Raw genomic sequence first — 13912 nt, 5'->3', positions numbered from 1 at the left:
CCCATCGATGATGGAGCGTAATTCCATTTGACACCCACCCCCAACCAATGCTATTTTTACTCTAGAATATCAAAGGCAATGTAACCTTAGGGTTCAACCTCGCTGAGAAGTGTGGGTTGGGCCTCTTTTGCATTCCGATATAGGGAGGAATATTAGCATGCTGCGGACAGAGTTACTTTTACAAAGACTGGATGAGATTGGGGGGACGCTCGGACGTAAGGGAGGGGCGCTTCTGCTGCTGGGTGTGGGATCGGTGGGGGTGGAGCTGGAGCGGATGGATGAGTATTCGGATTTGGATTTTTTTGTTATTGTGGAAGCAGGACAGAAAAAGAGGTATATTGACCGTCTGGATTGGCTGGAGGATACGTACCCGCTTGCTTATGCTTTTAAAAACTCTGATGTGGGCTGCAAAATCTTGTTTGACGATGGAATTTACGGCGAATACGCGATATTTGAGGAGCGGGAGCTGACCGACGTGTCTTATACGGAGGGCCGGGTGGTGTGGAAGGCTCCGCTGTACAGCAACACGGCTATAGCCAAACCGCGCAGACCGCTGCCGAGTCAAAAGTGTGATTCCTTAGACTTTCCGTTGAACGAAGCGCTAACCAATCTGTACGTGGGGCTGGGCCGTTATGCCAGGGGAGAGCGCCTGTCTGCGGCACGGTTTATTCAGGGCCACGCGATCGACCGGATTTTGTCAGTGCTTCATCTGCTGGAGCCGGAGGTGAATTACTTCCCTGATCCCTTCGGAAATGAGCGCCGTTTAGAGAAGCGGTACCCCGGTTTTGCCGACAAGCTTGCCGGTATGCTGCAGGGATATGATCGTGTACCCGAGTCGGCACTATGCATTTTAGAGTTCATTGAAGCCGTCTATCCGGCCAATCCAAGACTAAGCACAGAGATACGAGACCTGGTTCATAAGCTTACTGCCAGATAAGGAGGAACATACAATGTTGCAAAAAGCAGAGCTGGAGCATAATTAGGGGCATGTCTCAAAATGATCCAAGGATAATCGGTTAACCCATCTTCCAATATAGCTAAAAATGGCGTCACAGGTTCTAACCCTGTGATACTATTTGCTGTTCTATTCACTGTAGCTAATGATTAATTCAAAGTACAAGATAAGACTTTGTCTCCAAATGCCTTAATATCCTCCAAGTAGTCGTACCCTGGTGGATTTGGACCTGCTTGATTATACATTCTAACCGCGACTAAAAGAGCAGGTTGTGAATGTCATTCATATGGCCTCAGGCGAATTAAATGGCTCAATGCATCATGCTGTCTTCAATCAGGAAACAGACACAAGAGGACATTTCAATAAAGAGATTGTGTAGATAGGTTGAAAGAAGGCCGTTCGAAGAAAAGCTCGCAGGAGCCTATATTTCCAGCATATCGACGATAGGAGCAGGGTAGTCCCACTCCGGTCGGGACGATGCGTAAACGGGCTTCTGCGGGTAAGGTTACGGTGAACCGAACTATAAATAGTGGTAAAACTTAGACTTTATGACATTTGATAATCAAAGTAGATGGTATCATTCTTGCCTTTGCACTAGAGTACCATTTACTTGAATTACTGGTATCATTATCATCACATTTTGAATCTTCAATTACTTTGTCAATAACAAATCCAGCATTTATAAGCTCGTTAATAAAAGTGCTTACCTTTCGATATTGCATAACTATCGGTGCGCCCCTCCATGAATCATGTTTTTCAAAACCCTCATTTACATAAGAACGCCTAAACCTTAATTGTTCATCCGCGTATTCAACAACACTATGTACAGGATGTTCCCAGCTAAAGACCAAAGTACCGCCTAACTTTAGGCTTCTATGAATATTGCTTAACGTTTTTTGTAAATTTACTGTCCAACCGAGTGCATATATGGAGACGGCTTTATCAAAGTAGCTATCTGGAAGACCCGGAATATCTTCCATCGGTGATTCAATAAAGGTGACAGGAATATCTAGATTTGAAACAACTTCTTTTGCTGTATTTATTTGTGAGCTGGATAGATCTACGCCCCACAACTCTCGTGCTCCACGTTTAGCGAGGTATTCTAAGGTATGCCCACTACCACAACCCACTTCTAAAATAATGCTATCTTCAATTTGTCCGAGTAAATGTAATTCTTCCTCCGTTGGCGCATAATCACCATAGCCAAGAATATCAAACGAGCCTTCGAAAAATTGATCAGCGACTTTATCCCATCCACTTTTGTTTATTTGTATCATTTCTCTTTGTTCTAGCACTCTCGGTCACCTCATTCATAATTTTAAAGTGCATTTTTAAACGCCAACTGGTCTTCTTTGTAATTGTCACCTCCACATAAATGGTAAGGAACAGCAATAATTGTACCAACACATGCCAAATTAAGGAAAATGTAAAAAATAGCGTTTGTTTTTTTGTTAGCATTAAGCCGAATTGGGTCTGCCTAATGACACTCTAGAAGACTGTCCAATCCATCGTTGACCATGAGCAGCAAGCACCGCATGTAAGTTATTCGGATGTGCCGCCAACACTGTGTAACGCGAGCGTCACGATCATTATTCGTCTAATTGATCAATTATTGTCTGCAAAGTAAATGATAAAAGCGTAATACGATTAGCTGAATGTCGGTTCAGTGTATGGAAGTGTTCTTCACTCTCTTAGACCGCAGGAAATAGGGAATCCAGATTGCAGCGTACAGGAGAGAGCGGGATATATCTGTATAAGAGGTATCATCCGCTATGGAATCAGAAATCGATCTCTGCAATTGGCTGGCCATCAGGGTATCTACTGTATTAATTATGATGTTATATACGATGAATGATATACATATGTATTTAAATAATTTCTTATGTTTGAAACCCAGGTAGAAGATGTACAGGATCATCAGGCACTGAATAGTAATTAATGCCGTTTCTATGACAAGAGTAGGGAGCATCAATGCGCTGTAGTAACTGCTATCAGGGTTTGTGAGAAGCCTATAGCTTTCGGTCCCGAAAAACGAAATATTACCATAGATGTTCAGCACACTTCGTATAAGTGAAAAAATAATGCCAAATACAAAAATCCATAACCACCCTCCAATGCCGGAAGGTGCTGAATGATCAGTGATCGGATCTGAAGTTTCCACAAATACTTCGGAAGCTACGGCGGCCTCCGCGGCAGACGTTGGAACTTTTTTGATAAATAGTGGTTTCATTAATGCTCCAATGGCTCCTCCGATTACACTTGCCAAACCTCCAATGATAATTGATATGAAAATGTTAGCATCCACTGTATAAGTTTTATGTAGAATAAAACCTAATGAGAAGAAGAAGATGCCCATTAAACCTTGTACCATTTCATCACCTCATGATATCCGCAGCAAGTGCGGGAATTTTTATATACTATATCGGTATATTCCATCAATTACTTAAATTAACTCTCAATCTTAAAAAACTCCGAAAACCCTTGGATGTAGTGGGTTTCCGGAGTTCTTTTAACAATATAGAAATGCGTTGCAGTAGATCCCTGTTTCAATTTCAGTAATTTAGAATGTTCGCTACTTGGCAATGATGGGAACCCATAATTCCTGCTCAATTTTAGCTCCTGGAGCCAAAAAATTCTCTATACAAGGGAGATTGGCAAGCTCATATCCAGATGTAGGAAGCCATTCAGTATATAAGCGCTGCCAAGCATTGACGTTATCGTTAGGGAAAACTACATATACAGAGGGAGGAAGAATTAGTTCTTCCATATCGTTCGGTATATTTCCGTCATATCTACACCCCATGAGTAAATCAAAGGTATCCTCTTTAATTGCCGCGTCTTTACCAAAGATACCAAGCAACCCTTCAAGTTGGCATTTTGGATTTTCCCAAGACATGTCTATCAGCCTTTGAAGAAATCCATTTGATTGTGCTATGGCCCACAATTGTGGAACCGTATTAAAAGCATCATCAGTTTTTACCGTTTCCCTTTTAACTGCAAAGCGGAGGTTATAATCAATATTTTCAATTCGATACTCCATCTCAGAGACTCCTTTTATGGTAATCTGAAAGGACATGCGTGGATATGCTTTCAACTGTACATTGCTTTCACGAACGGATGCAGGTGTAATGCCATGCAGTTGGCGAAAGGCTCTCGTAAAAGCATCAGGGGAACTATATCCGTATTTCATAGAAATATCAGTAATCTTTGTACTATGTTTCTGTATTTCAAAAGCCGCCTTAGTAAGCCTTCTACGCCGAACATATTCAGCTAGGGTAACATTGGCTAAAGATGAGAACATTCGTGAAAAATGGAACTCGGAGCAGCAAGCAATTTTTGCAATATAAGAATAGTCAATTTCGTTATCAAGGTTACCTTCTATATAATCAATTGCGCTGTTAAATCTGTTTAACCAATCCATATACTCACCTGCCCTTTCACTAATTACTATACAGCAGCTATCATTGAAATACCCTGCAATGCTTGCCTAAGTTTGCAGGAATATGTTATGTATTTGGAAACGATATTGATTAAGCCATAGAGGTGGAAATTATGAGTTTTGGAGAAAAAGATGCAGTACCCTTTGAACTCCTTAAGCTTGTTGGAGATGACGAGGCTTCATTGATTTGGGTGAATACAGCGAAGACTTATTATCTTAAGGGTAAAAGTGGAGTAAATAAATATTTGAAAATCCAGGAAGCAGGCCATGCTGAATCTTTAGAAAGACAAGCCCAAAGGTTATTGTGGTTATACAATAAGTTACCTGTTCCGGAGGTTATTGATTTCGGTGTGATCGGGAAGTATGAGTATTTATTAACACTTGAATTGCCAGGCGTTCAAGCTTCCGATAAGCAGTATTCTTCAAATACAGAAGAGATAATCTCTTTATTGGCACAAGGTCTTCGGAGAATTCATGAAGTATCAATTGAAGATTGTCCTTTTGATCATTCATTTGAACAGCTGATGAGCACTATTCAGTACAAGTTGAGTGGAGGGATTAAGTATGATTCAACGGAGCTGCACAGAAGATTTGGTGAGGACAATGTTGAAAAGTTGCTGATTGAAGTCAACAATTATTCTCGGGAACTCAAAGAAGATTTAGTATTCACACATGGTGACTACAGTCTGCCAAACATCATCATTGCTGATGATTCTATAAGTGGATTTATTGATCTGGGAAATTGCGGGATTGCAGACCGTTATTACGATTTGGCAGTAGCGGAGAAGAGCATTATCAGAAACTTCGGCGAGCAATGGGTCAAGTTATTCTTTACATCCTATGGAGCTTCAGAAATCGATTATACCAAAATAAGATTCTACCAAGTTGTAGAGCATCTGGTTTGGGCCTGATCAACAAGGTTATTCTCTGTCTATATAGTATTTTAATTGAGTGAACACAAGGAGGATACCGGGATGAGAATGCCAAGCGACAGCGAACTGACATTGCTATTCGAAGGAGATGGGCAACAGCTTGAGCAATTTACTTTTGCGTACAGCGTCATTGTAGATTGGAGAGAAGAGGACGAGGAGATCGTCCGGTTGTTCGGTAAACACCTTCCCGATGAAACGGTCGAGGTGACGTCTACGGACAAAGGACTGGATGTTACCTACAATGGACAACTGCATTCGATTGCGCTTACCTTTACCGGACAAGACCGCTACATCACGATTCGCGGCTTTCAGGAGCTGATCCGGGACAAATATGAAATCCGGCTGTTTGAGGCCTCATATTTTTCGGATACGCACGAATTTTTGATTTTACCGAAGCGGCAGTGGGAAGAGCTGGATGCCCGGTATCCGGTGCGGAGCAGGGAAATATTCCGTGTCATCGATGATGAGCTGGATTTTCCGTAACTTTTACAAGTTGGATGCATCCTACAGGTTTTAGAAAGAAAACGGCCCTTGTCCGCATCGTTTGCGGCAGGGCCGTTTTTCGTTTTTCATACGCTAGCTTCAAATTACTATTCTTGCCATGCATTCATAGGGTTCCATGGCTTGATCTGATTGCCATATTTTTCGGCCAAAAAGGCTTTCATGTTTTCCAGCTTAGCATGCACCTCGTTCCAGGTTGTAACCCTCGTTTGCTTTTCAATAGGATATCCACGGTAACATACAAGCGTTCTGGCTGAATCCAATGAAGGAAGAGTTCTACAAGCACAGTGTCTCGTTATTTGTTAAAGGAATATTATCTCAGTCATAAGCTTTGTGAGTACCCTTTACTAAGGTTGCTGTATATCAGTTACTTCAAAAAAAATTCAGGTTGATTCAAAAACACTGACCGTAACTGTCAGTGTTTTTTTTGTATGCTTGTCGTGTGTTAGCCAATAATGGACTGGAGGAACGAAAAATGTTTACAAAAATTGAAGACTTCGCTGCGGAATGGACTAGCGAGGCGGAATTAACTGCTACCGTACTGGATGCACTTACGGATGATTCTCTTGGACAGGAGGTTATCGAAGGCCGACGAATGCTGGGACAAATCGCCTGGCATCTGGTTCAATCGCTGCACTACATGACAACTTTGGGGCTCGCTTTCGAAGCTCCATCCAGAGGCGAAGAAGCTCCGGATTCTGCTGCATTTATAGCTTCGGAGTATCGGCGGATCAGCGAGAATTTGCTGAACGCGGTTCGAACGCAGTGGAATGACGAATCTTTGCGCGAGTCGGTCATGATTGAGAAGGAAGCTTGGCTGAACGGAAGTTCCCTTCGTTATACGATCATGCACCAAGCGCATCATCGCGGACAGATGACCGTTCTCATGCGCCAGGCCGGACTTCGAGTGCCTAATGTGTACGGTCCGACTTACGATACTTGGGTCGAGAAAGGGATAACACCTTTAATCTAAGTTCCTTTACAATGAAACAAACGGTCTAGGGAGTGAAGAACGGTTTGTCAAAAGCGGATAATATGCTGTCCATACTATGGTTGCTTCGTTCGGGAAAGCGGATGACGGCGCAGCAGCTTGCGGACGATTTGGAGATTCATGTTCGCACCGTATACCGGTGCATTGATTCACTGTGCGCGAGCGGAGCCCCAATTATTGCCGAAGCCGGTCCGAACGGCGGTTACCGGCTTCTCGGTGAATTCGTCGATTCTCCGCTGCTCTTCGATTCCGAAGAGCAGAAGGCGCTCGTACATGCATCCGTCTTCGCACGGGAAGCGGGTTATCCGTTCACGGATGCGCTCTCCCGGGCGGTCGATAAGCTGAAGCGATACACGAATGAAGAGCAGCTTGAGCGGATTAATAGACATAGCAGCGGGCTTGCCGTCATCCAGACACCCACGGACGCGAGAGAACTTGAATTGCTCAAACGGTTAGAGGAGGCTGTAGCCCGAGGAGAGTCGCTGAACATGGACTATGCCAAAGGACCGGAGCTTACTCCAAGCCATCGAGTCCTCGACCCCTACGGCATCGTGCATTGGAAGGGACTATGGTACGTTGTAGGGTTTTGCCGGTTGCGGCAAGAGATCCGAAGCTTCCGGGTGGATCGCATCGTCCGTTTAGAGGCGGCGGATACCCGCTTCGAACGTCCAGCTGCCTTTTCCGCGAGGGATTTCCTCTTACATTCTTTATTTCCGGATTCGCTCGAAGCTGAGACGCTAGACATCGTAAGGCTTCAGGGACACGAACATGCGCTTAACGAGCTATGCAAGCATTGGCTGTTCGGTCATGCGCTGATCGAACGCAGGCAGCCCGGCGAAGCTCTTTTTAAGCTGGGGGACCTGTCGCTGAAAACATATGTTCCGTACTTTCTTCTTCCATACGGGAAGTCTCTCGAGATACTTGAGCCGCAAATACTAATCGATCGAATGGCTGAGGTCAGCCTCGAAATGTTTAAACACTACGAAGCGATGCAAATAAAATCAGCGGATCAGAAGGGATGAAGAGTGGATATGAACAAATTTGCGATGTACGGAAAATTGACAGCCAGCCCCGGGAAACGGGATGAACTTATTCTAATATTGTTGGAAGCTTCGCGTAGCTTGAAGGATATGGCGGGCTGTGAGCTCTATATTATCAATGAATCCGCAGATGACCCCGATACGATCTGGGTCACTGAGCTGTGGAGCGATGCAGAGGCTCATGCCGGCTCTCTCAAGAACGAAGAAGTGCTGGCCGTCATTCAACGCGCACGTCCTTTAATCGCAGGCGCAGAAAAGGTTAGACTCCGTCCCGTTGGCGGGAAGGGGTTAGACGTATAAAGAGGCCGAATTCAAAGTACACGATAAGACTTTGTCTCCAAATGCCTTAATATCCTCTAAGTAGTCGTACCCTGGTGGATTTGGACCTGTTTGATTGTACATTCTAACCGCGACTATCCGATGTTCAGGAATAACCAAACAGGCACAGCCAGTTAGTCCTAGTATTTGATAGGACCCGGGCGGGAGTGTGTTTCCTATTTCAGAAATAGCCCTAGGCTTATCCTGAATCCACCAAGCGAAGCCATTCCTAGGCAATGTATCATCAAGATTTGCTGGGCTCTGATTACTTGTAGCTTGTTCTATAACCTCTTTCGGAACAATCTGGCGTCCATTGACAAGTCCACGATTCAAGTGAAGGTAACCCCAATAAGCCAATTCACGGGCACTTACAAAAAGATTGGCTTCTCCCCCTTGGTCATCAGCATATTCTTCATTTAACCATACTGAATTGGCATCTCTATTCTTACACCAACCTGTCTCAATGAAATTGCAGGGTTTGAAAACGTATTGTTGCATGACCTCTGACAGGGGCGTTTCAAATAACTTCTGTATTAATCTAATCACCATACTGATTCCTACATTGTTATAGTTCCAACTCGTACCCGGCGGAAAAAGTTTTTCATGATTATTTTTAAGTCCATGAGTATGTGTTAATAAATGTCTTATTCTAACTCCTTGGACAGCAGCTAGGTTTAGATCCTCTAAGTAATCTGAAATATAATCATCCATGCTTGAAAGTTTATTTTGGTATAAGGCCAAGCTAATCGCAAAGCCAATGTATGACTTTCTTACGGAAGCAACATTAAACCGGGTTGAGGGCATTACAGATTGTATCTTTGAATTAAGCTCATATGAGCCAAAGTAGCTTTCATTAACAATGGTATCATTATGGATGATAAATGTAGCGGCTGCGGAACAGGAAATTTGGTTCTTAGCTCTAATTACATGGTCAGTAAGCGCCAAATATTTATCGTTTCTGGTATGTACTACTTCTTTTTGTAAGAACATATTCTCGGTTCACCTCTGTTTATAATAAACACGCCGGTATAGAATATATAAATCATACTACAAAGAGCTAAGCCTGGAGTGATTAGAACATGATGAATTTATATGGAGCGGAGCATCACTTGATGGTGGTGTCCGATTCGATTGATGCGGAAGAGCACCGGCATTCTTTTGTACAGGTAACGATCTCCTTAACGGGGGAATTTGACATTGAGGTCGCGGGGCAAAGCTTGAGTTGTCCAGGTGTGATTATCAATTCTAACGTCGTTCATCGCTTGAAAGAAGTAGGACACCCGTTGATGCTCCTTCTGATAGACAGCACCTCTGAGATGGCTGTAAGCTTTAGGCGGGTTCTGGAGGGGCAGCAGTATTATGTGTTTCCGCAAGGAATGATGAAGAGTATTCGCGAATTTGTGCAAAAGGAGTACGCCGGCGTTAAGGACCCGGACAGCTATCGTTCTTTTCTGGAACAACTTTTGAGGCTATTAGGTGTAGAGCAGGTGAAACCCACTATTGTTGATCCGAGAATCAGAGAGCTTATTCAGCTCCTCAAAGATTGCACCGACTCCGAACACTCCGTCAGTCATTACGCCCGGCAGTTAGGTTTATCTAACAGCAGATTGTCGCATCTTTTCAAAGAAAATACAGGTATTTCGCTTAGCGGGTACATGGTGCTGCACAAGCTGGAGAAAGCAATCTATTTCATTTTTGCGGGTTATAGTATTACGAATGCGGCGATGGCTGCAGGCTTTGACAGTCCGTCTCACTTAGCTGCCACCAGCAAGCAGTTGCTGGGCATGACGGCGAAGGATATCCGTAAAGATAGCGTCTTTTTAAAAGTTTCCAGCCTGCATTAACCTTACAATGGGTGCAGGAGGTGTGTTCCATGAGTGCATACTTGAAGGAAACTGAATTGCTGAACTATTCTAACCCGTTGATCCAGCAAATTGTTCACAGCCGCCGGTGGGATTCGATGTCCAGGAAGGAACAGATTCTCGGCATCTATAACTACGTCCGTGACGAAATCCGATTCGGCTACAACCGGGCGGACGATATTCCTGCCTCGGAAGTCTTGCAGGATGGCTACGGCCAGTGTAATACAAAGGGAGTGCTGTTTATGGCGTTGCTCCGGGCTGTGGGCGTGCCATGCCGTATGCATGGATTCGCGATTGATAAGAAGCTGCAAAAGGGGGCCATGAAAGGGTGGTATTACCAGTTGTCCCCCCGGGAGATCATTCATAGCTGGGTTGAAGTGCTATATGAAGATAAGTGGTTGAATATTGAAGGATTTATACTGGACGTTCCTTATTTAACCAAGCTTCAGCAGAAATTTGAACAGTGTACGGGTTCATTTTGCGGGTATGGCGTTGCAACTGATAATTTTCAAAAGCCGGATATCTATTGGAACGAGAATGACACCTACGTGCAAAAAGAAGGCATCGTTCAGGATTTCGGGATTTACGACAGCCCCGATGCCTTCTTCACAGCTCATCCGCAAGGGCTCAGCCCGTTCAAGAAATTAGTCTATAGTAAGGTGGTCCGGCATCTGATGAACCGGAATGTTGATCACATCAGGCAGGGGTAGGATGAAGTAGCCGATCCATACCGGCACAAGAGGACATTTTAATAAAGAGATTATGTAGGTAGAAGGCCAAAACGGGGCATCCAGAAGGCAGTTATCACTGGCTTTTTGGACAGCCCCTTTCCTGTGCCGCTCTCTGTTTTTCATGATGAACCCTAACCTTGTTGCTGCTTGTCTGCGGGAATCCACAATTCCATATAGCTTGCTCCAGGGGTGCTTTCGTAATATAGTTCCGGTACATAGAGCATGTTGATCATGCCGTGCTTTTTTAGCCACAGGTCGCTGTAGTTGAGCGCTTTGTAGAGAGCGGAAGTTACCAATTCCTCGAAACTCTCCGCCTCGAAGCCAAAAACCACATATTCCCTGTCTGGCAGCTGCCATATCTTGAACTCCCCGGGGTCTGCATCCGGCAACGCCTCTGCTCCGGCAAAATAGGTGAAATTGCCGCTGGGAGCATCCCCCATAAAGGCTACCCCCAACTCCCGGCCTGCAGGAAGCCGGTTTATGCTGCCCTTACGCTCGTGAAATTGTCTCCACACCTCTCCAGGCACGTCTACCCCGGTAGCTTCTCCAAGAGGCATTTGGCCATCAATGGGAGCATAGTTGCTCAAACCAATAAACATGATAGGTTGCTCCAACGTTCTCCGGTTAATCTCCAGAATCAGACCATCGCTAATCAACGGCACTCCTTCATCGATCATCGTGTTGCTCAGACTCAAATCCGGTTTGATAAACTGATTCAGCCTTACCGGATGGTCTCGGTACTGCTCAGGCGTCATTCCGTAGGCCTCTTTGAAAGCTCGGGTGAAGCCCTCATGGCTACCAAATCCCCACTCCAAAGCCACGTCCAGAATACGGTTTTCCTTGCAGCTCAGTGCTTCGCAGGCATTTGCCAGACGCCGGTAGCGGATGTACTCCCGGACTGGCTTCTTCACTAGACGAGAGAACAACCTTTGGTAATAAAATGGGGATAAAGCGGCAATGGCGGCCAAACCATCGATCTCCTGGTTTTCGCTGATGCGTTCTTCCATATAATCTAACGTTTTTTGAATGGCTTCCCATGCGTACATATGGATGCACCTCCTTGCCTTCAAGCATAGCACAGGTACAGAAGAGCGAACTTGACGGATTCTGCCCTTTTTGGACAATCTGCCAATATTTCAATAGGTTGACTAAAATGCTACTGACATTACCCTGTCAGTAGCGTTGTTTAATTGACCCTCCCTCTTTTTTCTTAGCCTACATGCGCCACAGCCCGAACCTCTACCCACTGTTCCGGAAATGCCAGGTACGTCACCCCGATCATGCTCCCCGCCGGCCGATGCTCTCCGACATACTTTTTGAACAGTTCGATCGCGGTTTCCCCGTGCTCCTGCGCATTCGTAAGATACAGCTCCACGTAAGCCAGATTATCCTTTGTCGCTCCGAACTCTTGTAGCACGGTATCCAAATTCTTCAGCGTCTGCGTCATCTGTGCCTGAATATCGCCTGCTCCGACGAAGTTGCCCTCTGCATTATGGGAGAACTGTCCTGAGATATACAGCGTGTTGTCGACAAGGTACCCCTGCGAAATCCCGTGATCCCAGAGGTTATGGTTGTACGTTCGAATGGTTGTCATTGCTTTAGCCCCTTTACTTCAAAGTAAAGCTATTATAGACTGAGCAGAAATAAAGGGATAGTACGCACAAACAAGTGGGCTACTATCCGAAAGGATAGCGTGAACATGGGCATTTCTGATCTGAAGGGCAAGGAGACGGTGATCCAAGACACACCATTCGGTTATACGATGTCGGTGATCGGCGGTAAGTGGAAGATGGCAATTCTGTATCTGCTGTCCGCCAAACCGTCGATTCGATTCAACGAAATGCAGAGACAGCTCGGAGCGGTGACGTACAAGGTGCTCAGCGCGCAGCTTAAGGAATTGGAGGCTGATGGACTGGTGAAGCGTGTGGAGTATCCGCAGATTCCGCCCAAAGTGGAGTATTTGCTGACACCGAAAGGGCAGACACTGCTACCTGTATTGGAGCAGCTATGTGAGTGGGGAGCACAGAACCGGTGAGGTCCACGGTGGTTTGTACTCAGACGTTCTTCAAGAAAAGGCCATCCCCGCCATTGGAGTAGTAACGAATTGCTTTCCCTTTTTCTTCGGCATATTCAATCTCTCTTTTTGTACTACTTCCAATGTAACCATTCACATCTATCACGAATATTTCATCAGAAAGATCGATTTTTCTAAAATGGAGATTTCCAAGGAGTTCAGCTTGTTTCTCAGTGATTTCAAATCCTTCACTTTGCTCAAAGAAGGCGAGGCTAATTACAATATTTCCTTGAAGTGTTAGGAATGCATTGGCCTGTTCGAATGCCTCTTTAAACTTTGTAGAGCCACATAAAGTTATTATTTTCATGATTATTTCCTTTCATAATTTCTTGGTTAATGTATTCGTTCCATATAGTCATTATCCTTCAAAACATTTCAATCACTTCATAATGGAGGTCTTAATATGGCGTTCCCAACGCATATTGTGTCGGCAGGCGGAATTGTTGAAGATGGGAAGGGAAACATCCTTTTAGTAAAAGCCCATGATGATGGATGGGTATATCCTGGCGGGATAACTGAAATCGGAGAGAACCTTATGGATGGCCTGATACGAGAAATCAAGGAGGAAAGTGGAATAGATGCTACTGTCAGCCATTTGATCAATGTGATTTCAAATACAGCGGTTCATAAGTGGCATGATGGCGTAACTGATGTTCCAACAAAGGTAATGTTTGATTTTGTGTGCAAAGTTGTGGGTGGAGAGTTAGCAACTTCTGATGAAACTAGTGATTGCAGATGGGTGGCCAGGGAGAATGTTCTGGATTTCATTACCCTGCCAGCCATCCGCTTACGATATGAAGCTTATTTGAAGTTTGACGGCTCAGTGAATTACATAGAGTATGCTACTACAACAACGTCCGAATGTAGCGTCAAGCTACAAAGAGAGGTATGAAGCCTAAAAAGAGCCGCCACTTTGATGTTAGTGCAGGCTCTTTTACAGCTACTATTTAAATATTATCTTTCAAGAAAAATGCTGGGCGATATTAGGGCGTGTCTTAAAACTAGATATTGCTTCCAACGCATAACCGTAGCATAATTTTACAAGGACGCAATTACGAGGAGCTTGTAA

At 44.6% G+C, this 13912-nt stretch carries 17 protein-coding genes; 10 read left to right on the top strand and 7 right to left on the bottom strand.

Annotated elements, in window-relative coordinates:
- Window positions 1-157 precede the first annotated feature (157 nt).
- Window positions 158-937, top strand: a complete 780-nt coding sequence (locus C162_RS27700; RefSeq protein WP_036699964.1) for a hypothetical protein — start codon at window positions 158-160, stop codon at window positions 935-937.
- Between the two features lie 557 nt (window positions 938-1494).
- Here the strand turns inward: C162_RS27700 and C162_RS27695 are convergent.
- The 3 genes from C162_RS27695 to C162_RS27685 all read right to left on the bottom strand — a co-directional run bounded on the left by C162_RS27695 (window position 1495) and on the right by C162_RS27685 (window position 4376).
- Window positions 1495-2250, bottom strand: coding sequence for a class I SAM-dependent methyltransferase (locus C162_RS27695; RefSeq protein ID WP_051493981.1), 756 nt, complete (start codon window positions 2248-2250; stop codon window positions 1495-1497).
- Window positions 2251-2618: 368 nt separating this feature from the next.
- On the bottom strand, window positions 2619-3326 hold the full coding sequence (locus tag C162_RS27690) for a DUF2569 domain-containing protein (RefSeq protein ID WP_036699962.1): 708 nt from the start codon (window positions 3324-3326) through the stop codon (window positions 2619-2621).
- Window positions 3327-3527: 201 nt separating this feature from the next.
- A complete protein-coding gene (locus tag C162_RS27685; RefSeq protein WP_036699960.1) occupies window positions 3528-4376 on the bottom strand; it encodes an AraC family transcriptional regulator in 849 nt (282 codons plus the stop codon).
- 131 nt (window positions 4377-4507) lie between these two features.
- On the opposite strand from C162_RS27685, the gene C162_RS27680 reads away from it, so the two are divergent.
- The 5 genes from C162_RS27680 (at window position 4508) to C162_RS27660 (ending at window position 8158) form a co-directional block, all read left to right on the top strand.
- On the top strand, window positions 4508-5305 hold the full coding sequence (locus C162_RS27680) for an APH(3') family aminoglycoside O-phosphotransferase (protein ID WP_036699958.1): 798 nt from the start codon (window positions 4508-4510) through the stop codon (window positions 5303-5305).
- A 63-nt stretch (window positions 5306-5368) separates the two neighbouring features.
- Entirely contained in the window at window positions 5369-5809 is a 441-nt protein-coding gene (locus tag C162_RS27675; protein ID WP_036699956.1) for a hypothetical protein, read from the top strand.
- A gap of 493 nt (window positions 5810-6302) precedes the next feature.
- Window positions 6303-6800 (top strand): DinB family protein, encoded by a 498-nt coding sequence (locus tag C162_RS27670; protein WP_036699954.1) that lies wholly within the window; start codon window positions 6303-6305, stop codon window positions 6798-6800.
- 44 nt (window positions 6801-6844) lie between these two features.
- The gene (locus C162_RS27665; RefSeq protein WP_036699951.1) at window positions 6845-7840 is read left to right on the top strand and encodes a helix-turn-helix transcriptional regulator; all 996 of its coding nucleotides are present in this window, start codon (window positions 6845-6847) and stop codon (window positions 7838-7840) included.
- Between the two features lie 9 nt (window positions 7841-7849).
- On the top strand, window positions 7850-8158 hold the full coding sequence (locus C162_RS27660) for a putative quinol monooxygenase (RefSeq protein ID WP_036700005.1): 309 nt from the start codon (window positions 7850-7852) through the stop codon (window positions 8156-8158).
- Here C162_RS27660 and C162_RS27655 read toward each other — a convergent pair.
- Entirely contained in the window at window positions 8147-9166 is a 1020-nt protein-coding gene (locus C162_RS27655) for a serine hydrolase domain-containing protein (RefSeq protein WP_036699949.1), read from the bottom strand. The genes C162_RS27660 and C162_RS27655 overlap by 12 nt on opposite strands.
- An 89-nt stretch (window positions 9167-9255) precedes the next feature.
- Here C162_RS27655 and C162_RS34710 point away from each other — a divergent pair, with 89 nt between their 5' ends.
- Window positions 9256-10020 carry a helix-turn-helix domain-containing protein gene (locus C162_RS34710; protein ID WP_051493980.1) on the top strand — a complete coding sequence of 255 codons (765 nt, stop codon included), beginning with the start codon at window positions 9256-9258 and terminating at the stop codon, window positions 10018-10020.
- A gap of 29 nt (window positions 10021-10049) precedes the next feature.
- The gene (locus tag C162_RS27645) at window positions 10050-10748 is read left to right on the top strand and encodes a transglutaminase-like domain-containing protein (RefSeq protein ID WP_036699947.1); all 699 of its coding nucleotides are present in this window, start codon (window positions 10050-10052) and stop codon (window positions 10746-10748) included.
- Between the two features lie 152 nt (window positions 10749-10900).
- Here the strand turns inward: C162_RS27645 and C162_RS27640 are convergent, their stop codons facing one another.
- Together C162_RS27640 and C162_RS27635 are read right to left on the bottom strand one after the other, a co-directional pair.
- Window positions 10901-11815 (bottom strand): AraC family transcriptional regulator, encoded by a 915-nt coding sequence (locus tag C162_RS27640; RefSeq protein WP_036699944.1) that lies wholly within the window; start codon window positions 11813-11815, stop codon window positions 10901-10903.
- Between the two features lie 164 nt (window positions 11816-11979).
- The gene (locus C162_RS27635; protein WP_036699942.1) at window positions 11980-12363 is read right to left on the bottom strand and encodes a RidA family protein; all 384 of its coding nucleotides are present in this window, start codon (window positions 12361-12363) and stop codon (window positions 11980-11982) included.
- 105 nt (window positions 12364-12468) lie between these two features.
- Here C162_RS27635 and C162_RS27630 point away from each other — a divergent pair, with 105 nt between their 5' ends.
- Window positions 12469-12804, top strand: coding sequence for a winged helix-turn-helix transcriptional regulator (locus C162_RS27630; RefSeq protein WP_036699940.1), 336 nt, complete (start codon window positions 12469-12471; stop codon window positions 12802-12804).
- Between the two features lie 19 nt (window positions 12805-12823).
- Here C162_RS27630 and C162_RS27625 read toward each other — a convergent pair whose 3' ends face one another.
- Complete coding sequence (locus tag C162_RS27625) at window positions 12824-13150, bottom strand: hypothetical protein (protein WP_036699938.1); 327 nt, start codon at window positions 13148-13150, stop codon at window positions 12824-12826.
- 96 nt (window positions 13151-13246) lie between these two features.
- Here C162_RS27625 and C162_RS27620 point away from each other — a divergent pair, with 96 nt between their 5' ends.
- On the top strand, window positions 13247-13735 hold the full coding sequence (locus C162_RS27620) for an NUDIX hydrolase (protein ID WP_036699937.1): 489 nt from the start codon (window positions 13247-13249) through the stop codon (window positions 13733-13735).
- Window positions 13736-13912: the final 177 nt, after the last annotated feature.

The organism is Paenibacillus sp. FSL R7-269 (assembly GCF_000517865.1).
GTDB lineage: Bacteria > Bacillota > Bacilli > Paenibacillales > Paenibacillaceae > Paenibacillus_AQ.
Note: the sequence above shows the minus strand (reverse complement) of the source record. Positions and strands in the feature narration are given on the sequence as shown.

Coding starts and splice junctions, on each gene's coding strand:
- C162_RS27700 (WP_036699964.1), top strand. CDS start 158: ATGCTGCGGACAGAGTTACTTTTACAAAGACTGGATGAGATTGGGGGG.
- C162_RS27690 (WP_036699962.1), bottom strand. CDS start 3,326: ATGGTACAAGGTTTAATGGGCATCTTCTTCTTCTCATTAGGTTTTATT.
- C162_RS27685 (WP_036699960.1), bottom strand. CDS start 4,376: ATGGATTGGTTAAACAGATTTAACAGCGCAATTGATTATATAGAAGGT.
- C162_RS27680 (WP_036699958.1), top strand. CDS start 4,508: ATGAGTTTTGGAGAAAAAGATGCAGTACCCTTTGAACTCCTTAAGCTT.
- C162_RS27675 (WP_036699956.1), top strand. CDS start 5,369: ATGAGAATGCCAAGCGACAGCGAACTGACATTGCTATTCGAAGGAGAT.
- C162_RS27670 (WP_036699954.1), top strand. CDS start 6,303: ATGTTTACAAAAATTGAAGACTTCGCTGCGGAATGGACTAGCGAGGCG.
- C162_RS27660 (WP_036700005.1), top strand. CDS start 7,850: ATGAACAAATTTGCGATGTACGGAAAATTGACAGCCAGCCCCGGGAAA.
- C162_RS27655 (WP_036699949.1), bottom strand. CDS start 9,166: ATGTTCTTACAAAAAGAAGTAGTACATACCAGAAACGATAAATATTTG.
- C162_RS34710 (WP_051493980.1), top strand. CDS start 9,256: ATGATGAATTTATATGGAGCGGAGCATCACTTGATGGTGGTGTCCGAT.
- C162_RS27645 (WP_036699947.1), top strand. CDS start 10,050: ATGAGTGCATACTTGAAGGAAACTGAATTGCTGAACTATTCTAACCCG.
- C162_RS27640 (WP_036699944.1), bottom strand. CDS start 11,815: ATGTACGCATGGGAAGCCATTCAAAAAACGTTAGATTATATGGAAGAA.
- C162_RS27635 (WP_036699942.1), bottom strand. CDS start 12,363: ATGACAACCATTCGAACGTACAACCATAACCTCTGGGATCACGGGATT.
- C162_RS27630 (WP_036699940.1), top strand. CDS start 12,469: ATGGGCATTTCTGATCTGAAGGGCAAGGAGACGGTGATCCAAGACACA.
- C162_RS27625 (WP_036699938.1), bottom strand. CDS start 13,150: ATGAAAATAATAACTTTATGTGGCTCTACAAAGTTTAAAGAGGCATTC.
- C162_RS27620 (WP_036699937.1), top strand. CDS start 13,247: ATGGCGTTCCCAACGCATATTGTGTCGGCAGGCGGAATTGTTGAAGAT.